Annotated in this window: 15 protein-coding genes and 1 pseudogene; 1 reads left to right on the top strand and 15 read right to left on the bottom strand. The window is 33.8% G+C overall.

Annotated elements, in window-relative coordinates; all coding sequences use genetic code 11:
* The first annotated feature begins 83 nt into the window (after positions 1–83).
* Entirely contained in the window at positions 84–1,883 is a 1,800-nt protein-coding gene (locus tag BB050_RS09975; protein WP_066033468.1) for a hypothetical protein, read from the top strand.
* 54 nt (positions 1,884–1,937) lie between these two features.
* Here BB050_RS09975 and BB050_RS09970 read toward each other — a convergent pair whose 3' ends face one another.
* The 15 genes and pseudogenes from BB050_RS09970 to BB050_RS09895 form a co-directional block, all read right to left on the bottom strand.
* Positions 1,938–2,375: a YMGG-like glycine zipper-containing protein gene (locus tag BB050_RS09970; protein WP_008465000.1), complete on the bottom strand. Its 438-nt coding sequence runs from the start codon at positions 2,373–2,375 to the stop codon at positions 1,938–1,940.
* Positions 2,376–2,586: 211 nt separating this feature from the next.
* Positions 2,587–3,860, bottom strand: a pseudogene (gene kynU, locus BB050_RS09965) (kynureninase).
* 325 nt (positions 3,861–4,185) lie between these two features.
* The gene (gene queA / locus BB050_RS09955) at positions 4,186–5,235 is read right to left on the bottom strand and encodes a tRNA preQ1(34) S-adenosylmethionine ribosyltransferase-isomerase QueA (RefSeq protein WP_008465005.1); all 1,050 of its coding nucleotides are present in this window, start codon (positions 5,233–5,235) and stop codon (positions 4,186–4,188) included.
* Between the two features lie 422 nt (positions 5,236–5,657).
* Entirely contained in the window at positions 5,658–6,887 is a 1,230-nt protein-coding gene (gene aroA / locus BB050_RS09950; RefSeq protein WP_066033466.1) for a 3-phosphoshikimate 1-carboxyvinyltransferase, read from the bottom strand.
* Positions 6,888–7,021: 134 nt separating this feature from the next.
* A complete protein-coding gene (locus BB050_RS09945) occupies positions 7,022–7,348 on the bottom strand; it encodes a nucleotide pyrophosphohydrolase (RefSeq protein ID WP_008465007.1) in 327 nt (108 codons plus the stop codon).
* 245 nt (positions 7,349–7,593) lie between these two features.
* A complete protein-coding gene (locus BB050_RS09940) occupies positions 7,594–9,603 on the bottom strand; it encodes a DUF3857 domain-containing protein (protein WP_066033465.1) in 2,010 nt (669 codons plus the stop codon).
* Between the two features lie 33 nt (positions 9,604–9,636).
* The gene (locus BB050_RS09935) at positions 9,637–11,544 is read right to left on the bottom strand and encodes a DUF3857 domain-containing protein (protein ID WP_066033464.1); all 1,908 of its coding nucleotides are present in this window, start codon (positions 11,542–11,544) and stop codon (positions 9,637–9,639) included.
* A gap of 64 nt (positions 11,545–11,608) precedes the next feature.
* A complete protein-coding gene (dtd, locus tag BB050_RS09930; RefSeq protein ID WP_066033463.1) occupies positions 11,609–12,061 on the bottom strand; it encodes a D-aminoacyl-tRNA deacylase in 453 nt (150 codons plus the stop codon).
* 159 nt (positions 12,062–12,220) lie between these two features.
* Positions 12,221–13,198, bottom strand: coding sequence for a ribosome small subunit-dependent GTPase A (gene rsgA, locus BB050_RS09925; protein ID WP_066033462.1), 978 nt, complete (start codon positions 13,196–13,198; stop codon positions 12,221–12,223).
* Positions 13,199–13,465: 267 nt separating this feature from the next.
* Positions 13,466–14,548, bottom strand: coding sequence for a bifunctional 3-deoxy-7-phosphoheptulonate synthase/chorismate mutase type II (locus tag BB050_RS09920; protein ID WP_008465020.1), 1,083 nt, complete (start codon positions 14,546–14,548; stop codon positions 13,466–13,468).
* A 12-nt stretch (positions 14,549–14,560) separates the two neighbouring features.
* The gene (locus BB050_RS09915) at positions 14,561–15,418 is read right to left on the bottom strand and encodes a prephenate dehydrogenase (RefSeq protein ID WP_066033461.1); all 858 of its coding nucleotides are present in this window, start codon (positions 15,416–15,418) and stop codon (positions 14,561–14,563) included.
* Positions 15,419–15,561: 143 nt separating this feature from the next.
* On the bottom strand, positions 15,562–16,707 hold the full coding sequence (locus tag BB050_RS09910; protein ID WP_066033460.1) for a pyridoxal phosphate-dependent aminotransferase: 1,146 nt from the start codon (positions 16,705–16,707) through the stop codon (positions 15,562–15,564).
* An 88-nt stretch (positions 16,708–16,795) separates the two neighbouring features.
* Positions 16,796–17,623: a prephenate dehydratase gene (locus BB050_RS09905; protein ID WP_008465027.1), complete on the bottom strand. Its 828-nt coding sequence runs from the start codon at positions 17,621–17,623 to the stop codon at positions 16,796–16,798.
* Positions 17,624–18,096: 473 nt separating this feature from the next.
* Positions 18,097–19,260 carry a DUF1501 domain-containing protein gene (locus BB050_RS09900; protein ID WP_066033459.1) on the bottom strand — a complete coding sequence of 388 codons (1,164 nt, stop codon included), beginning with the start codon at positions 19,258–19,260 and terminating at the stop codon, positions 18,097–18,099.
* Between the two features lie 12 nt (positions 19,261–19,272).
* Positions 19,273–20,670: a DUF1800 domain-containing protein gene (locus tag BB050_RS09895; protein WP_066033458.1), complete on the bottom strand. Its 1,398-nt coding sequence runs from the start codon at positions 20,668–20,670 to the stop codon at positions 19,273–19,275.
* Positions 20,671–20,707 lie beyond the last annotated feature (37 nt).

Raw genomic sequence — 20,707 nt, 5'->3', positions numbered from 1 at the left:
TTCCATAATGCCGAACCTGACATTTATCAGGTTTTAGGAAAATTTATTTTTTTTCATTTGCTTCTATTTTAATCCGAATACAAATGACAAAAAATAATCTGCATACTTTTCATATTCCGGTAATGGGACTTGCCTATACAATTGACAGTCCTATACGAGTAGCGCAGTACGGAATTTCATCTGTTATTGCTCTCGCTGACGATGATCTGATTGAGAAGATGCGTAATTTTTATAGCACTAAATTCAATATTCCTTACGAAGAAATTACTCAAAAATTTCATGACTACCGTGCTGAAAGAATTACCTCTTATTTAAATTTAGTCGATAAGATTGTAAAAGAGAAATTCGAAAATTTCAAAATAGAATTGGCGGAGAGCAAAACAGCTTTAGAAAATTTCATGTCAATGCTGCCGAATACTTCTGATATTAAAAAAGGATTTCAGAATTTACTGGATGACGGAATCGCTTTTAAAGAGAATATTCAAAATTATATTGAAACACATCTTTTTCCTGGAGAAATTGACGTCAATATTATGACGAAATTAGACAAAGATAATTTCATCAAAAACGAACAGCTTCCAATTGAGTTTAATGATGCACATGCGGCTTTAAGGGGTTTTGCAAATAGCAATTTACAATCTTCTGTGGTACTTTCTGCAGGAATGAATCCGAGATTATTTGGGTATTTCGAAAACTTCAAAGATTTTTTCCCAAATGAAAATAATGAACTTAAAAAGAAAATCATTTTAAAAGTAAGCGATTTCAGATCGGCAATGATTCAAGGAAATTTTTTAGCTAAAAAAGGACTTTGGGTTTCAGAATATCGAATCGAATCGGGGCTGAACTGCGGAGGACATGCTTTTGCAACAGACGGACTCTTATTGGGCACTATTTTAGAGGAATTCAAGCAAAAAAAAGAACAATTAATACAATCGGCCCACGATTTAATGATTAAAGCTTTACAGGCAAAAAATCAGCATTTTCCTGAAAATCCTTTAGAATTGAAAATTACAGTTCAAGGTGGTGTTGGAACTGCTGCAGAACATGAGTTTTTATTAGACGAATATAATGTTGATTCTGTTGGTTGGGGTTCTCCATTTTTATTAGTGCCCGAAGCTACTTCTGTCGATAAAGAAACTCGTAATTTATTAATGAATGCCAAAGAAGATGATTTTTATTTAAGTAATATTTCCCCTTTAGGAGTTCCATTCAACACTTTGAAAGGAACAACTAATGAATTTTTAAAACAGAAAAGAATTCAGGAAAATAAAGCTGGAAGTTCTTGTCCAAAGAAATTTTTAGCTTTAAGCAAAGAATACGATCCGCACGGAATTTGTACGGCTTCAAAAAAATATCAGGACATTAAACTAGAAGAACTAGAAGCAAAAAAAGTTTCTCTATCTGCTGATGAATTTGAAAAAAATAAAATCAAAATCACCGAAAAATCGTGTCTTTGTGTTGGTTTGGCTAATGCTTCTTATCTGGAAAATGATATTAAAATAAAAGGTCAAGCTCAAGGAGTAGTAATTTGCCCAGGGCCAAACTTGGCTTATTTTGATCAGGAGGTTTCTTTAAAACAAATGATCCAGCATATCTATCAAGGGAAGTCGATTATTAGAACAAACGATCGTCCGAACCTGTTTATAAAAGAGCTTAAAATGTATATTAGTTACTTTAGAAATGAAATTCAATCTGTTTCTGGCGAACTTACAACGGCTCAGCATAAAAAATGGAATACTTTTAAATCTAATCTGTTAGATGGAATTGAATATTATAAGAATTTATTTGAATCGACAATAGCCTTTAAAGGAGACTTAAATCAACTCGATTCTTGTAAATCAGAATTAGTTGGTATAAAAATTCCCGTTTCAGAGTTGGTTTAAAATGAAAACCCCAAATTATCACTAATTTGGGGTTTGTTTTTTATTTATAGGAAACTATTCGTTCCTCTTATTTTTGCTATCAATAACAGCTCCAGTTCCTGTACCAACTGCAGCTCCGGCTAAACCACCAATAATGGCACCTTCTCCTTTTTTCTTACTGACAATTGCTCCAGTTGCGGCTCCAACTCCGGCACCAATTACAGCGCCTTTAGCAGTTGCACTCCAGCCTTTCTTTTTGGTTGTTGTCGTTGTGGTAGTGGCCGCCGTTCCATCTTTTTGCTGCACTACTACAACCTTTTCTTTCTGAGCTTCAATCTTTTCCTCATTTAATTTTGCCATTTCAGCCTTCATCGAATCGATAACACGCTGTTTGTTAATCTCAACTTTCATTGAATCAATACTGGCTTGTTTGGCTTTATTTATATCTTCTTTATTTTGTTGTTGACAAGAAGTTAAAAATATCACGGTCAATAAAATATATAAGCCTTTCATGATCTTGTAATTTTAAAATTATACACTACAAATTACGAAATATCTGTTATAACGGTTGTTACAGAATTTTTTTGAAAGTTTATAACATTTGAAGATTGATGTCTGTTTCGCGCTGAGTTTATTCCCCAAGCTGAATGAAATTAATCTCGCAAAGGCACTAAGACGCAAAGTTTTTTTTGACAAACAGTACGGTTACTATTTTAGATAAACCTTATTTTCCTAAGATTCCTTTTTTAAGAATCTGTCCAAAATCATACATATCTTCATAAGAACAATATAATGGAACTGGCGCCAGACGAATTACATTTGGTTCACGCCAATCTGTAATGACACCATTTTTCATTAAATAGTCGAATAAAGCTCTTCCTTCTCCGTGAAGAAAAACAGATAATTGCGAAGCTCTTTCTTCTAGATTTGTTGGTGTAATGATTTCGAAAGTACTCTCTACTTCTTTATCAATTTCGTGAAGAATAAATTCTAAATATGAAGTAATGTGATCACGTTTTACAATTAATGCATCCATTCCAACCTCAGCAAACATTTCTACTGAAGCCAAATATGGCGCTAAAGAAAGAACTGGAAGATTACTAATTTGCCATCCGTCAGCTCCGTGAACGGGATCAAAATTTGGCTCCATTTTAAAACGGCGCTCTTTGTTGTGTCCCCACCATCCTGCAAATCTTGGTAAATCTGAATTGTGATGTTTTTCGTGAACAAAACATCCAGAAGCATTTCCTGGACCTGAATTCATATATTTATAACTGCACCAAGCAGCAAAATCTACATTCCAATCATGAAGTTCTAATTTGATATTTCCGGCAGCATGTGCCAAATCCCAACCCACTTTTGCGCCAACTTTTTGTCCCGCAGCAGTTATGGTTTTAATATCAAAAACTTGTCCTGTATAATAATTTACTCCGCCAATTAAAACTAAAGCCAGTTCATCTCCAACTTCTTCAATTTTGCCAAAATATCTTCCAAACGAATATTGTGTTCTCCTTCCCTGCGTTTAATTTCTACAATTGCATCTTCAGGTTTGTATCCGTGAAAATTTACCTGACTTTGAAACATATACTGATCTGACGGAAAAGCTTTTTCTTCGCAGATAATTTTGTAACGTTTTCCTTTTGGCTGATAAAAAGAAACCATCAACAAATGAAGATTCACTGTCAAAGTATTCATTACGGTAACTTCTGACGGAAGCGCTCCAACAATCTTACTCAATGGTTCTGCAAATCTTTCCTGATAATCCCACCAAGGTTTTTCAGCATAAAAATGCCCCTCGACAGCTAATTCTGCCCAATCATTCATTACTTCGTCAATGTATGCTTTGGTACGTTTTGGCTGTAGTCCTAATGAGTTTCCTGTAAAATAGATAACTCGTTTATCGTTTACTTTAGGAAAAATAAATTGCTCTTGATAATGGTTTAATGCATCTTTCGAATCTAGCTCTCGTGCAAATTCGCGTGTATTTTGAAAAGTCATTTTGTTTTTGTTTTGCCTGCTAAAATAACAAATTTTGTTTGGTTTGTTTCAGGTTGATATGCTTTGTGTGTTTTTTTAACGCAAAGTTCGCAAAGTCTTTTTTTATTAAGGCTAACATTTACAAACGCTAAGTTCGCAAAGCTTTGCGTTCTTTTGTTTCTGGTAAACACATACTGAGCAAAAAATCCTTGCTCCCGATAGCTATCGGGATTGCGTTTAAATTTCGCACCGAAAGTCAAACTTGAAACTTTAAACTTGAAACAAATAAAAAACCCGACAGCTTCTAAAAAACTGTCGGGTTCTTATATTGAAAAATTAATTCCTATTAAAGAATTAACATCGCATCTCCGTAAGAATAGAATTTGTATCCTTCTTTGATCGCTTCTTCGTATGCTTTTTTCATTAAATCGTGACCACAGAAAGCAGAAATCATCATTAATAATGTTGATTTTGGCGTGTGGAAGTTTGTAATCATACAGTTTGCAATACTGAAATCGTGAGGAGGGAAAATAAATTTATTTGTCCATCCTTCGTAAGGATTCAACGTATTCGCAGAAGAAACAGAACTTTCAATTGCACGCATAGAAGTTGTTCCTACAGCACAAATACGTTTTTTCTTTGCTTTTCCTTCGTTTACAATATCACAAGCTTTTTGTGTAATGATTAATTCCTCAGAATCCATTTTGTGTTTAGATAAATCTTCAACCTCAACTGGATTAAAAGTTCCTAAACCTACGTGCAAAGTTACCTCAGCAAAATTTACTCCTTTGATTTCTAATTTTTTCAAAAGGTGCTTAGAGAAGTGTAGACCAGCAGTTGGTGCCGCTACAGCTCCTTCTTCTTTTGCGTAGATCGTTTGGTATCTTTCAGCGTCTTCTGGAGTAACATCTCTATTGATGTATTTAGGAATTGGAGTTTCTCCAAGTTCAGTCAATTTGTTTCTGAATTCTTCATAAGAACCATCGTATAAGAAACGTAAAGTTCTTCCACGAGAAGTTGTATTGTCAATTACCTCAGCAACTAACGAATCGTCGTCACCAAAATAAAGTTTGTTACCAATACGGATTTTTCTAGCAGGATCTACTAAAACGTCCCATAAACGTTGCTCTGAATTTAATTCTCTTAATAAGAAAACCTCAATTCTAGCTCCAGTTTTTTCTTTGTTTCCATACAAACGCGCAGGGAAAACTTTTGTATTGTTAAGAATTAAAACGTCTCCGTCATCAAAATAGTTGATCACGTCTTTAAACATTTTATGTTCGATAGTGTTTTTTTTACGGTCAATTACCATTAAGCGAGATTCATCTCTGTTTTCTGCTGGAAATTCAGCCAAAAGTTCTTTCGGTAAATTGAAATTGAAGTGTGATAATTTCATATTTGAATTGTTGATTTTAGAGTGTAGTTTTTAGATTTGTTTATCTAAAATTTTAAATCGGTTGCAAATATACGATTGTGAGATAGGCGTTGTCAAGTGTTTTGGCTTTTATTTTCAAAAGTCCTTGATTTTGTGAGGTTTCTCGAACCATTAAAAATGTGTTTTTTTCTATAAAAAACATTTTCAACATAATATTGTCATTTCGACGTAAGGAGAAATCTTCGCCAGAAACTCGACAAAGATTAGATTTTGATTGCGGAGCTACTTGCGAAGATTTCTCCTTCGTCGAAATGACAAACTTTGCGATTAATATTCAAACTTGGACATAAAAAAACCTCTGGCTGAAACCAGAGGCTATGTTTTAAAACTTTGAGTAAGCTTTTATTTAAATGAACTTATATTACTTACATGGTTCATTTTTTTTACAATTCTGAAATTTGAAAGTTTAAAGCCTTTAAATCGTCCCAAAAATCTGGATACGATTTTGAAACCACTCCTGCATCTTCTATAATAATTGGAACTTTTATTGCCAACGGCGCAAAAGCCATTGCCATTCGGTGATCATTATAGGTTCCGATTTTTACATCGTGATTTATAGTATCAGATTTTACTAGAGTCAAGCTATCATTAGTTACAGAAATATTAGCTCCTAATTTTGTAAGTTCTGTTTTAAGCGCTTCTAATCGGTCTGTTTCTTTAATTTTTAAAGTATGAAGACCTGTCAAATGGCATCCAATACCTAAACCTAAACATGTCACTACAATTGTCTGAGCAATGTCCGGAGTATTATTCAATTCAAAATTTACATCTTGATAATTGAAACCTGCTACTTTTTCCAAAGTCATTTTATTGTTTTGGAAAGTAGTTTTTACTCCCATTTTTTCATACAGCGAAACTAATTCCGAATCTCCCTGAAGGCTGTTTTCTTTATAACTGCTCAAAGTGATTTTTGCTGCATCGGCCAAAGCTACAAGACTAAAGAAATAAGAAGCCGAACTCCAGTCCGATTCTACAACCATTTCTTTTGTTTCAACAGTTTCCTTCGGATAAACTTTAATTACATTGCGTTCAAAACTGGTTTTAATATCTAAATCATTCAACAGAGCCAAAGTCATTTTGATATATGGAATCGAAGTGATTTCTCCTTCTAAAGTCAATTCTAATCCATTTTCTAATTTTGAAGCTACAAGCAAAAGTGCCGAAATATATTGGCTGCTTACATTTGCTGCCAAAGTAACTTTTGAAGCCGTAACTTTTTTTCCTTTGATTCGAATTGGCGGATAACCTTCTTCTTTTTCATAAGAGATTTCAACCCCCAATTGTCTTAAAGTATCAACCAAAATTTTGATTGGGCGTTCCTGCATTCTGCTAGAACCTGTCATAACCACTTCTCTACCTTCGTTTACAGCAAAATAAGCAGTCAGGAAACGCATTGCAGTTCCGGCGTGGTGAATATCTACGATTTCATCATTTCCTACTAATGCTTTCTGCATTACTTCGCTATCGTCTGAGTTTGAAGTATTGGCTAAAGTAATATTTGGGAATAAAGCTTTTAGAAGCAATAAACGGTTCGTTTCACTTTTTGAACCGGTGATATTTAGTTGCGAATCATCAATGGTGAATGGTGAATTCGTGCTTAATTTTAAATTCATTTTTTTAATTGTAAGTTGTGAATTATGAATTATGAATGATTAGAAACATAATTCAGCCCCGCAATTTACCACTCCCCATTCATAATTCAAAATTGAAAACTCATAATTCAAAACTTATGAGTGATATTTCACAATTATTTCAATTTATCATTGTTTTTGTGACGATCTTTATCTCTAACCGATTTTAAATCCATTTTTTTGTCGAAAGCCGCTTGCAAATCGATTCCTGTTTGATTGGCTAAACATAGCACAACAAAAACAACATCTGCCAATTCTTCTCCTAAATCTTTGTTCTTATCGCTTTCTTTTTCAGATTGTTCTCCGTAACGGCGTGCAATAATTCGGGCAACTTCACCTACTTCTTCTGTAAGCTGCGCCATATTAGTCAATTCGTTAAAGTAACGAACTCCGTGTTCTTTTATCCAAGTGTCAACAGCTAATTGTGCATTTTTCAAATCCATCTTCTATATCTTTTTAAGAATTATTTTTTCATTTTGGCTTACGATCATCTTCTGAAAAAACTCTTTTATCATTCCGTAATCCTCAGCTGCAAAAATACTATTGTTGATTTCTTTTTGGCTCACAATTTGAATTTTGTTTTCTGTAACTGAAAAATAAATTCCCTTTTTAAATAAAATAGCAGCTTATTCGCTGCTATTTTTAAGTTGACTTTCTCATTTAATTTTGAAGAAATCTCAGCATTATATTAAATACGTTTTAAAACGATTTTTTCTGTTTGTTTTGCAATCATGCTTTTGTAATATTCTTTAAGCATCTCATATTGTTCTGTTGTTACAATTGCTTCATTAATTTGATGCATAATATTCAACTGCAAAAGATTATCATTCGCAGCAATATTAAATTTAAAACTTCCCAAATTATTTTCCATGTTATAAGCAACAGCCGCTGGCAACGTCTCTACCGCAAAACCTTCAGGAATTTTAATTGTAATGTTGTACTTATCCATAAATGGGAAACCAAAATCCACTGGATATTCTCGCACTTCCTGTTTAAACGGATTTTTATCCTGCGTAAAGAACAGCATTGGATTTACATAAATTTTACCTCCGATAAGTTCACACAAATTGTTTCCTGTAAATGAATATGTTTCAATTGTCGGGGATAAAAGTTCTTTTTCGTTTGTTCTTGAATATTCGCTTACCTCAATTTTGCCACTATTGTTTTCTAACTTTTCGAGATATTCATCTTCTTTCAATTTTTCAAAATTTGCTCGCGTAAGCATTGCATTGTAATCTGTACACTGTCTTCTGGTTTTTCCTTTTACATTCCCTTCTGCATCAATATCGTAATTCATAAAAACAATGTCGTTTGAAACTTTTTTAGGCATCAAATCTATTTCTTCTGAAGAACCATCTTTTCTTATCAATCTTCCCATCCAATTTAATACTCTAAAAGGAAGAACGTTTGGGGTTGAATACTTATCGGATCCATCTAATAGAATATATCCGTTTGGAGTTTCTATTGCTGCTATCACATAATTAAAAGCATTTCTGTTCGGAAATAAAGCAATTCCGTTAGAGCGTGTACTTACCAAAACCGGATTTGCTGTTAACCCTGAATAGCGCAGCATTGCTGTAAGCATTAAATTAATATCGGCAATATTTCCTGTTTTTTCTTTGTAGGCTTTTTTAACTCCACTATCGCATTCATAACCAGTATAACCATTCCATTTTACGTTTGTTTTTACATAATTTAAAATCATCCAAATTCTTTCATTTTGACTGTCTATTCCTGTGAGAAGTTTTTTTAAATCTTCCTCAAAATAACCAGTTTTATTCAATTCCGGACCAAAATCGTCATACTCGTAAATTGTTTTTACAACTGAATTCCAATCTGTTGAATATTCTTTTATCCCACTATTTGGAAAATGCGTTAAAGCTAATTCATGCTCAATACTAGATTTATAATTATCAATATTGTTTACAAAACTTTCGTCTTTTAATGCAGGAAAATCTTCCGCAACATAAGTAATTTCTGTCTCAATATAATCCAAATTTTGTTTGGAAAAATCAGCTTTAGCAAGTCCAACCGCCCTATCTTTATTTGCAATTATAATTGATTTTGGATTTTTTAATGTTGTAAATTTTGGAAAAATATATCCTTTTTGTCTTGGTTTAAAAACATAATATTCTGGATAGGCAACTTTAAATTCAGAATAATTTACAGGAATTGATGTTTGAAAGTCCCAATCACGAATTATCCCTGGATTTGGACATTTTATTGTATATCGAAATTCAATTACAGAACCTTCTTTTACATTTGGCATTGCAATCTTTTTTTGGCCTCTGTACTTAGAGATGATTTCATCAAAAGATCCATCGCTTTTTAATTTGGTTTTTTCTATTTTTCCATTAACCAAATTGTAAGTCACTGCATCTGTAAAAAAAACGCGTTCTTTTAAGTTATTCGTGTTATAATACCACACTTGTTGATTGGCCCATTCATAACCTTCTTTTTTATAAATTTTAATACGAGTTTCTACATCAGTCATCATGTAAAAACCATCGTTTTGATCATATTCCATCCTAGAAATTCCTTTTTTATAAAGGACTGCTGCTACTGCCGAAGTATCTTTTGGATGTGCTTTCTGCTCTAATTCTGCAATAGATACTTTTCCTAATTTAAATTCCTGCGACATTGCTTTTGAAGCAATCAATAAAATTACAGTAAGGCTAAATAATTTAATAATTTTCATTGGTGATTTTTGGTTTATTTTGGTTTATGATTGTTAGTTTTTGGTTAGGACTATTTTGGCATTGTCGTTTCTTGAAACTTGTTCCATAAACAAACGGTATTCATCATATTCTTTGTTAGAATATTTTCCTTTGTTGAGGAACATCGTTCTTTTATAAGTTAATTTGTTATTGTCTTTTTTGATGATTTCAGTTTTGTATTCGCCAAATTTTCCTTTTAGCTCATAATTCTGGGGAAGAAATTCAATACTGTAGCCATCAGGAAGATTGATCTCGATTTCATCTGTATCGAAATAGCCACGCTGAATTTGAAATGGATTTTTGCGGTTTCGCACTCGTTTTATATTTCCTGTAAATTGATTAAAAGCATCAACCACAAAAATCATTTTATTACCCGTCAACGTTCCATAATTTGTTGCGCTTAACTGAACATCTTCAGTAAAACGAATATTCTCTTTATCGTTTGTAAAAGTAATTTTGCCCAATTTTAAGTTGTTGATATTATCCCAATACTCTTTGTAATGTTCTTCTTTTTCGTTTGGCTGCATGGTTTCTACTCGAGATTTAGATGCATATTGGCTTCCTTGTGATGCAATTTTTAATGTTCCTGAGAAATTTCCAGCTCCATCAATTGTGTAAGTTCCTTTTCCATCTTGGATATTTCCTCGATCGTCGTAGATTTTAGTGCGAACAATTTCTCCTCCTTCTGGTTTTACAACCAAAACATCACGATCGTCTGTAAAAGTTCCTTGATAACCAAATGGATCATCCTGACTTGTACATTCTAGCCAGATGTAACTATCTTTATTCGGAATTGCCAAAATCATATGGTTTCCTTGCATCGAAACAAAATCAGACTGAATATCTGCTTTGTAACGATCGCCGTATAAAATGGTATTGTAAGACGGAACATCTACAACCTGCAAAAGTGCTTTTGTATAATTTGACAATGCTTTGCAATCGCCATATCCTAAACGATCGACATCGTTGGCCAGCATAGGTTTCCAGCCGCCAATTCCAACTGCAATGTTTACATATCGGGATTTTTTCTGCACGTAATCGTAAATGATTTTAGCTTTCTTAACAGGATCTTTTTCATCACCAACAAGAGCCTTGATTTTTGCTTTGGTTTCTTCGGGCAAAACAGTAGTTCCCGTTAAGATTTTATCGCCATACCATTTACCGAATGCTTCCCAAGTAGTAGCATTTCCGTCAACTCCTTCTAAATGAAAATTTTCTAATCCCATAATAACTTTAGGAAAAAGATCTGACGGAGAAGGGCTAAGATCTTCTTGTTTTTGAGCAGGAATATGTGTTGCTATATAACTTAAATTGGTATCGGTATCGGCTGTTTTTTTTATTTTGAAATTATCAAATCGGAACTCTTTCTTCTTAAAGCCCAATCCCTTTGGAAAAGTAATATTCAAAATACATTTTTCTATGCTTACGTAATAATTACCAATAAAATACCATTGTGGAATAAATGCTGTATTTGACGTTTCTGTTTCGCACGTAAAAACAATTGTAAAAGGATATGAAATTGGAGTATAATCTAAGTAAAGCACTCGATTATCTGAAAAAAGCGTGCTTCCGCTTACGGCGCTTTGATCCCTAAAATCTTTTCTTTTGATTTTTTTGATTTCATTTCCTAAAGCGTCATAGACTATAGCTTCAATATTCTTCACTGAAGTTGTCTTATCATAATGACTAAAAGCATCAATATCTTTTAAACCTTTTTCGTTTAAAACAGAAACAATTCTTTGAGTTTTAATATTCATACTTCTTTGCGAAGCAATGACAATATCCATCTGGTCTAAGCGAAGAACAGCATTAGCATTTTGTGTTAAACTATCAGGAATAGAAGATATAGGATAAATGCTCTTTTGAGCAGAAATATTGGCGGTAAATAAAATAAAAAATAACGCGCAAAACAGGTTTTTCATTAGTAGGTATTTTCGTCAAATATATATTATTTTCAGAAATCCTTAACAAATGTTTAATAATATTTTATTCCCTGTTTTTGCTATCCATTACGATTGTAACTGGCCCGTCATTTAAAAGACTGACTTTCATATCGGCACCAAAAATTCCAGTTTGCACTTTCTTACCCAATTCTTTTTCCACTGCCTGAACAAAGTTCTCGTACATTGGAATTGCAAAATCTGGTTTGGCTGCTTTTATATATGAAGGACGATTTCCTTTTTTGGTCGATGCATGAAGCGTAAACTGACTTACAACAATAACATCTCCGCCAATATCTTGAACCGAGCAGTTCATAACGTCATTTTCGTCTCCAAAAATTCTCATTTTTATAATTTTTCCAGCAAGCCAATCTATATCTTCCTGAGTATCGGCATCTTCAATTCCGACTAAAACCAATAAACCTTTTTGAATATCTGCTGTTTTTTTATTTTCAACTGTTACAGATGCCTCAGAAACTCTTTGAAGTACAATTTTCATTTATATTATTTTTTTTAGCCACTCCCGATAGCTATCGGGATATGAGGATTAAAAAGATTTTAAATTCTAATGTTAGATGCACTGCAGTACATTTCGACAGTTAGAATCGGTCTTACCTTCTGTTTGGAATTTGGATTTTTAAAATTGGAATTTATTTATTTACTTTCTTGTTTCATCGCTCGCAGCGCGATCTTCTCCATAAGTATCGGTACGATAATGCTCTTCGTCGCCTTCAAGGATTTTAAGATAACTATTGTAGCGTGACCAAGCAATTTCATCTTTTTCTAAAGCTGCTTTTATGGCGCAATGCGGTTCTTCTTTATGTAAACAGTTGTTAAACTTGCACTGATCTTTGAGCTTAAAAAATTCTGGAAAGTAATCGGTGATTTCTGTCGGTTCCATATCGACGATTCCGAAACCTTTAATTCCTGGAGTATCAATAATTCGTGCATCAAAAGACAAGTCGTACATTTCAGCAAAAGTAGTTGTATGCTGTCCTTGTTTGCTCTGTTCTGAAATTACAGAAGTTTTTAAATGAAGACTTGGTTCTAATGCATTAACCAAAGTAGATTTTCCAACACCGGAATGTCCTGAAAACATGCTCACTTTTCCAATCATCATTTCTTTCAGCTTATCAATACCTTTATTTTCTGTCGATGAAATTCGGAGACATTTATATCCTATTTCCTGATAAATATGCTGCAGATAAAGCTGATCGTCTAAAGTTTGCTCCGTTAAAGTATCAATTTTATTAAAAACAAGAACAGCTTCAATTCCATAAGCTTCAGCAGTCACCAAAAAACGGTCTATGAAACTTGTAGTTGTCGGCGGATTATCAATCGTAACCAATAAGAAAACCTGATCAATATTAGAAGCAATAATATGAATCTGCTTTGACAAGTTTACCGATTTACGAACGATATAATTTTTTCTTTCGTGGATATTATGAATCATTCCCGTTACGGCATCCGAAGTTTCCTCTAATTCATAATCAACTATATCGCCTACAGCAATAGGATTGGTACTTTTAATTCCCTTAATTCTAAATTTCCCTTTCATACGGCATTCCACAAAATCTCCTTTTTCAGATTTTACGGTGTACCAGCTTCCTGTAGATTTATATACGGTTCCTGTCATTCTTTTATTTTAGATTTCTGATTTTAGATTTTTAGATTCTAAACCTAAATCTTTGCAAAGATAAATGAATAATTTAAACCATATAAGTAATATATTTGAATATAACTGGGCGAATATTTTCCTAAATAAAAATCCCCACTACTTCTTTCAAAGCTATGGGGATTTAAAAAAACAATCTATTTTTAATATTGTGTTATAAGAAAAACTTAAGATAAATCTTAGCCAAACTTAAATTATCTTATATCACTTATATGGTTTAAGACAAAATTATGCGTTGAAAATTTTCTCTTGATGACCAATACTTTCTTGGTGAATTGCTTTGAATAATTTCAAAACAAACTCTTCAGTAAGACCTTTTTTCTCACCTTCCAAAATCATTTTTCCTAAGATTTCGTTCCAACGGTTGTTTTGAAGAATTGCAACGTTTGCATCTTTTTTCACTTGACCGATTTCATCAGCTACTTTCATACGTTTTCCCAAAAGCTCTAATAAATTAGCATCCAAAACGTCGATGTTAGCTCTTAGTTTTTTCATTTTTTGGCTGTACTCGTCTGTAGTATCATCCGTTTTTCTGATAGTTAAATCTTTGATGATTTGTTTCAAAGCATCTGGAGTAACTTGTTGAGCCGCATCAGACCAAGCGTTGTCTGGATCGATATGCGTTTCGATAATCATACCGTCGTAGTTCAAGTCTAAAGCCTCTTGAGTTACTTCGAAAATCATTTTACGATCTCCAGTAATGTGAGATGGATCGATGATTAATGGTAAATCAGGGAATTTATTTTGCAATTCGATAGCAATCTGCCACTCTGGAATGTTTCTGTATTTTGTTTTTTCGTAAGTAGAGAAACCTCTGTGAATAACACCTAATTTCTCGATTCCAGCCATGTGTAAACGCTCAACACCACCTAACCATAAAGCTAAATCTGGGTTTACTGGGTTTTTCACCAAAACAATTTTATCAGTTCCTTTTAATGTATCTGCAATTTCTTGAACCGCGAAAGGGTTTGCCGTTGTACGTGCACCAACCCATAATACGTCGATATCGTGTTCTAAAGCTAGTTTACAGTGAGCTGCAGTTGCCACTTCAGTACCCATTAATAAACCAGTTTCTGCTTTAGCTTTTTGCAACCATTTTAATCCAATTTCACCAACACCCTCAAATCCTCCTGGACGAGTTCTTGGCTTCCAGATTCCAGCTCTGAATACGCTTACTTTTGAATCTTTTAATTCGTGAGCAATTTTCAAAACTTGATCTTCAGTTTCTGCACTACAAGGTCCAGCTATCACAAGTGGATGATTTAAATTGAAATCTTCTAACCACTTTCTCATTTCTTTTTTATTTTCCATCGTTTTTATAGTTTACTTTTTTATAGTTATTCCGTTTAATATTTCTCTAATTTTATTTACGCCTTCCATTTCTTCAAAAATGGCGTTGTAGTTGTCGTCTGCGAGCAAATCTCTAAACTGAGTTAAATTTGCAATATAACCTTCTAAGGTTTCCAGAACGTATTCTTTGTTTTGTTTAAAAATGGGTGTCCACATTGCAGGTGAACTTTTTGCCAAACGAACGGTGCTTTCAAATCCACTTCCCGCCATATCAAAAATATCTTGTTCGTCTTTTTCTTTATTCATTACTGTTTTTCCGAGCATAAACGAACTGATGTGCGATAAATGCGAAACGTAAGCAATGTGTTTGTCGTGCGAAACGGGATCCATGTATCGGATTCTCATTCCTATTGAAGTGAAAAGATTTAATGCTTTTTCTTGTAATTTAAAAGCAGTCTTTTCGACTTCACAGATAATATTTGTCTTTCCTTGAAACAAACCTCTTATTGCTGCTGATGGACCCGAAAACTCTGTTCCCGCAATTGGGTGCGTCGCAATAAAATTTCTTCTTTTTGGGTGATTGGCAACTGCTTCGCAAATTGGTTTTTTAGTAGATCCTACTTCAAAAACAATGGTTTTATCTCCTACAGCATCCAAAACTTTAGGCAAAACTGTCAACGCTACATCTACCGGAACCGAAACAATTACAAAATCTGCTTTTTGCAAATCTTCAAAACTTCCCGCTTCATCAATAACTCCAAGATTAATTGCTTCCTGCGAATGTTTTTCGTTACTGTCGATTCCTAAAATAGTCGCATCAGGATAACGCCCTTTGATGTCTAGCACCATCGAACCGCCTATTAACCCTATTCCTATTACGTATACTTTCATAATTTTTTAAAAATTCCAAGTTTTAAAATTGCTTCGCCTGTTCGCTAACGCTCGGGTCCAAATTCCAATTAAATGGCTTCGACTTCGCTCAGCCTGACAATCTGGATAAAAGTCTTGATTCTTGCTTCTAAAATCTCAATACTCTAAAATCGATCAATCGCTTCTTGTACTTTCTCTTCTTTTACACACAATGAGAATCTGATATATCCTTCGCCGTTGCTTCCAAAAATGGTTCCCGGCGTGATGAAAATATGTTTCTCATATAATATTTCGTCAATGAACTTTTCTGCTGATTCAATTCCCTCTGGCAATTTTGCCCAAACAAAAAGCCCAACTCCTTCTTTATATACTTTACAGTTTAACTTTTCTGCTAGTTTTTCCGTCAATTCTCTTCGTCGTCTGTAAATTTTGTTTTGGTCTTCGAACCAGGATTTATCACATTTTAAAGCGGCGATAGCACCTTTTTGAATTCCGTAATACATGCCGCTATCCATATTGCTTTTTACTTTTAGAACCGCATCGATAATTTCAGGATTTCCTAAAACCATACCGACTCTCCAGCCCGCCATATTGAATGTTTTACTTAACGAATTCAATTCTAAAGCTACATCCTTTGCGCCTTCAACTTGCAATAAACTCATCGGATTATCATTCAAAACAAAACTATACGGATTGTCGTTGATCAATAAAATATTGTGTTTTTTAGCAAAAGCAACCAATTTTTCAAATAACGCTAAACTTCCTCTAGCTCCTGTTGGCATGTGCGGATATCCCAGCCACATTATTTTTACTTTCGAAAGATCTAATTTTTCAAGAGCTTCAAAATCAGGTTCCCATCCGTTTTCTTCTTTCAAGTCATAATAAACTGGAACTGCCTGAACCAAATTGGTTACCGAAGTATAAGTTGGATAACCCGGATTCGGAATCAAAACGTGATCGCCTTCATTTAAAAATGCCAACGAAATATGCATAATTCCTTCTTTTGAACCCATAAGAGGTAAAATCTCATTATTCGGATTCACTTCAACACCAAACTGATCACGATAAAAATCCGCCATCGCTTGTCTCATTTCTGGCAATCCCTGATAGCTTTGATAGCCATGTCCGTTTTCGTCTTGAATTGCTGCAGCGACTGCTTCAATTACTGCTTTTGACGGACTCAAATCAGGGCTTCCAATTCCCATGTTGATGATCGGTTTTCCTTCAGACATCAACTGACGAACTTCTCTTAGTTTTGATGAGAAGTAGTATTCTTCAACTGTGTCTAATCGTTTTGCTGTTGTAATCATGATTTCTATTTATTCTCTTTTAGAGTTTCTTTATTTTTTAATCCCGAAGGATTGGAATTTGGAATTTCTTTAATTGGAATTTCCTTTTTTACGGTCTGGTATTCTTATATTCTCCCAACACTTTAAAATATTCTGCCATAATGTTTAATAATGTTTTGGCTTTTGCAAAATCTTCGTATTTCTCAAATGTTACATCTACGAAGAATGAATATTTCCAAGGTGTTTCGATTTTTGGAAGCGACTGGATTTTTGTCAAATTCAGTTTGCAGTCGCTCATGACATTTAAAACCGCCGCTAAGCTTCCTCTTTTATGATCTAATTCAAATTTTACCGATGCTCTGTTGATTTCGCTTTCTGGCAAAAATGAATTTTGCTTTTTGATGATCACAAAACGCGTCATATTGTTTTTGATCGTTTGAATCGATGATGCAATAATATCCAGATCATACATTTCAGCTGCCGTTTCACTCGCGATTGCCGCAATTCCTGTTAACTGTTTTTCCTGAATTCTTCTCGCTGTTTCCGCTGTATCTTTATCCTCAACCAATTTGATATTTGGATATTGTTTCAAGAAATCCATGCATTGCAAAAGTGCCATTGGATGTGAATGAACTTCTTTTATATCCTCAATTTTTTGACCTTTTAAAGCCATTAAATTCTGTTGAATGTTTAAATAATGCTCTCCGATTATGTGTAAATTATTCTTGTCAATCAATGCGTAATTCGGAATAATTGGCCCTGCAATTGAATTTTCGATTGCCATTACAGCCTGATCCGATTTTCCGGCAATAAGGCTGTCGATCAATTCTTCAAAAGACAAGCATTCATCAATATCCACATTTTCAGAGAAATACTCTTTCACAACCTGATGATGAAATGATCCTTTTATACCTTGTATTGCAATTTTCGTTGTCATATAGTCAAAAAAAAATCCTGATTTGCATCAGGATTGTATATTAGTTTTATTTGTCTTAAAATTTTTCTCAAATAACCATAGCACAATCCTGACTTCTACTAAAGAAGAAATAAAAATTGTTGCTAAAATAAAAACGGTTACTTGCCATTTTGTTTGTGTTATTTTGTAAATTCTCTGCGAATGTATAAATTATTTTTAGTGCACCAAAAAAAAGATTGCATTTTATGAAACAAAAAAGGATTTCTTAACAAATTTGGCAGGTTTTGTATGATAATATAAAAATATCGGCTTAAAATGAGAATATTAAAAAGAGATTCTGAGGTTCTAAGTTACTGAGATGCTAATTTTTTTCGCCACAAATTCACGAATTCGCGCAAATCTCTGTGCAATTGAATCTAATTTCACAGATTTTAAATAAAATCCGTGAATTGCTTCGTCTATTCGCTATCGCTCGGGTCGTGGCTATTTACCAATCAAAACAATCCGGAAACTGATTTATTCATAATCCCAATTTTAGCATAATCAAAATTCATTTTTTCTTTTAATAAAGAGGCATAAACACTTCTGAAATCTATTTCATATTTTAAATCGCCGTTATCTAAGTCTGCTAAATTTGGATTTCTTCCTAAAATGGTTCCTTTGTTGTTTCCTCCTATGATAAACATTGGCGCCGCAGTTCCGTGATCTGTTCCGTTGCCGTTGTCTTTTACGCGTCTTCCAAATTCGGAAAAAACTACGATTGTGACATTCTGCAATAATTGAGCTTGTTTTAAATCGGAATAAAAACTGTATAACGAATCGTTTAAATCGGTTAACTTTCTTTCGTGAATTGCAAGCTGATTGTCGTGCGTATCAAATCCGTTGAGAGAGGTATAATATACTTTTGAATTTAGATTTCCTTTTATCAGTCTTGCAATCCATTCCAAATTTTTCGATAATTCTGTTTTAGGATAACTGATTTCGGTTTTAGATTTTGCCAAAGCTTTCTGGATTTCATCAGAACCTTCGGTAACCGAATTGGCAATTTTTCGAACAAAATCTAAATGTGGATTTTTAGACAAAGTCACATCTTCTTCTTTTGATTTCACTTTAAATCGGTCTGGATCTTTTACGGTTATAAAATTAGGTTCAACACCTTTTAAAGCCAAATTATCAATCGAATCTAAATTTATTCCCGCCGTCGCCTGATGTCCGTTGCATTGCAAATCTAGAAATCTACCGAGCCAGCCTTCATTTATATATTTATTCGAATCGGTTGCGGTCTGCCAGATTTCCTGACTTCTAAAATGAGAACGAATAGGTTCTGGATAACCGACATTCTGAATTACGGTTAAATCTCCGTTTTGCTGTATTTGAGCAAAATCTTTTAACGAAGGATGAAATGCCATTCCTTTATTTTTACCAATAACCAAATCTCTATTTAAAGCAATTTTCGTTCGTAAATCATAATATAATGGATCATCATATGGAATAAAGGTATTTAAACCGTCATTTCCGCCATTCAGCTGTACAAAAACGACACATTGTTCTCCCACAATCAAATTGTTCTGAGAACCAAAAGCGTGTAAAAAATCGGGAAGCACAAGCAATCCGCCTGTAAAAGTTCCTGTGAGTGTTAGAAAATTTCTTCTGTTCATGATTACTGCTTTTTAGATTAATTGATATTCTGGAAGTTTTGCGATGTAATTAAAAAGTCTGACCACAGCAAAATCGGCGTGTGGGTCTTTAGGATCAAAATCGTATTTCAGAAGATTTTCCATATCTTTTTGAGCCGAATCGCTGACATTAAATAATAATCGGTCTGACAATTCTGAAATAATCGTTTTATTATTTCCATCAGAATCAAAAGCGACTTTTACGGCAACTTTTTCATATTCCGATTTTTCTTTTTCAACTCCGTTCATCATCGTTTTCAAAACCTTTCGATTCAGACTTTTTCCACTGCATAATAAATCGGCTGTATTGTTTCTTTGAAGATAAATCTGCGAAGTCAGCCAAGAATTTCCACCATCCCAGCCTTTTACATTCACCTGATTGTACAAATCCATTCCCTGCTGCTTTATAAATGCCATAATTGCGGCATCACTTACATTCTCCATCTGCAATTCGTCGCAAAGCTGTAAAATATAAACCAGCGGATTTTTGATTTTATTTCCAGAATTTTCTTTTTTAAATTCTTCCGTAAAGATTTTAGTCAATAAAGGTTCGATTTCAAATTTTTGCTTTCGAAGATAATCTCCGTAATACACCACTAAATCTTCAGGCGGATTATCACAAATAAACCATTTCAAAATTTTTCGGGTAATGAGGTACGGAATGTTTTTCTGTTCGAAAATAATATCCACTAAATCATCTGCTTTCCAATTTCCTTTTTTTCCGAAGTAAATTTTATCGCTGTTGTCTTCGATATTCTTTCTGTAAACCGCACCTTCATCGCCAATATTCAATCCGGCCAAAGCTTTTGCACCATTTTTAATATCGTCTTCGGTATAATTTCCAATTCCGATTGTGAATAGTTCTAGTAATTCACGGCTTAGATTTTCGTTTACTTTTCCTTTTTTATTATCGCCATTATCGAGGTATCGCACCATTGCGTTTGATTTCAGAATTTGTTTGGTTAATTCTTTGAAATTGCCAAAGGCATTTTCGCGCAAAATCATATTGTGCTGATAAATCCAGTAATTGATTTTTACTTTTTGAGAAGTCGAAACAAAATGATTGTGCCAAAAACAAACCATGTTTTCACGCAATGGAAATTCATCATTTCGCATTTTAGCAATCCACCATTTTTTGAATTCAGCAGTGGCTTGATTTTCTTTTTTCTGAATTTCCTTTTTGGTTTCGGGGTCTGAAGTTTTGATGATTTCTCGAACTTGCTTAAGCTCTAAAGTAGTTTTAGGCTGATCTTGCAGAAAGTCTGGAAGTGCTGTATCAAATTTTGAATTATAAGATTGCTTTAGAAATTTTTCTAAGCCGAGTTTTTCAATTTTTGAAGCTTGTTTTCCTGAAAAACCTAAACGTAAGGACCAAAGACTGCTTTTTTTCATCGTTCAGAAATTATTACAATAAGACTTGAGTTTCTTT

The organism is Flavobacterium anhuiense, assembly GCF_001705175.1.
Taxonomy (GTDB): Bacteria; Bacteroidota; Bacteroidia; order Flavobacteriales; family Flavobacteriaceae; genus Flavobacterium; species Flavobacterium anhuiense.
Note: the sequence above shows the minus strand (reverse complement) of the source record. Positions and strands in the feature narration are given on the sequence as shown.

Bases quoted from the DNA above. Each gene is read 5' to 3' on its own strand.
- BB050_RS09975 (WP_066033468.1), top strand. From the start codon at position 84: ATGACAAAAAATAATCTGCATACTTTTCATATTCCGGTAATGGGACTT.
- BB050_RS09915 (WP_066033461.1), bottom strand. From the start codon at position 15,418: ATGAAAGTATACGTAATAGGAATAGGGTTAATAGGCGGTTCGATGGTG.
- BB050_RS09900 (WP_066033459.1), bottom strand. From the start codon at position 19,260: ATGAACAGAAGAAATTTTCTAACACTCACAGGAACTTTTACAGGCGGA.
- queA (WP_008465005.1), bottom strand. From the start codon at position 5,235: ATGAAATTATCACACTTCAATTTCAATTTACCGAAAGAACTTTTGGCT.
- BB050_RS09945 (WP_008465007.1), bottom strand. From the start codon at position 7,348: ATGGATTTGAAAAATGCACAATTAGCTGTTGACACTTGGATAAAAGAA.
- rsgA (WP_066033462.1), bottom strand. From the start codon at position 13,198: ATGACAGGAACCGTATATAAATCTACAGGAAGCTGGTACACCGTAAAA.
- BB050_RS09940 (WP_066033465.1), bottom strand. From the start codon at position 9,603: ATGAAAATTATTAAATTATTTAGCCTTACTGTAATTTTATTGATTGCT.
- BB050_RS09935 (WP_066033464.1), bottom strand. From the start codon at position 11,544: ATGAAAAACCTGTTTTGCGCGTTATTTTTTATTTTATTTACCGCCAAT.
- BB050_RS09895 (WP_066033458.1), bottom strand. From the start codon at position 20,670: ATGAAAAAAAGCAGTCTTTGGTCCTTACGTTTAGGTTTTTCAGGAAAA.
- BB050_RS09910 (WP_066033460.1), bottom strand. From the start codon at position 16,707: ATGATTACAACAGCAAAACGATTAGACACAGTTGAAGAATACTACTTC.
- dtd (WP_066033463.1), bottom strand. From the start codon at position 12,061: ATGAAAATTGTACTTCAAAGAGTTTCTGAGGCATCTGTAACAGTTGAA.
- aroA (WP_066033466.1), bottom strand. From the start codon at position 6,887: ATGAATTTAAAATTAAGCACGAATTCACCATTCACCATTGATGATTCG.
- BB050_RS09905 (WP_008465027.1), bottom strand. From the start codon at position 17,623: ATGACAACGAAAATTGCAATACAAGGTATAAAAGGATCATTTCATCAT.
- BB050_RS09920 (WP_008465020.1), bottom strand. From the start codon at position 14,548: ATGGAAAATAAAAAAGAAATGAGAAAGTGGTTAGAAGATTTCAATTTA.
- BB050_RS09970 (WP_008465000.1), bottom strand. From the start codon at position 2,375: ATGAAAGGCTTATATATTTTATTGACCGTGATATTTTTAACTTCTTGT.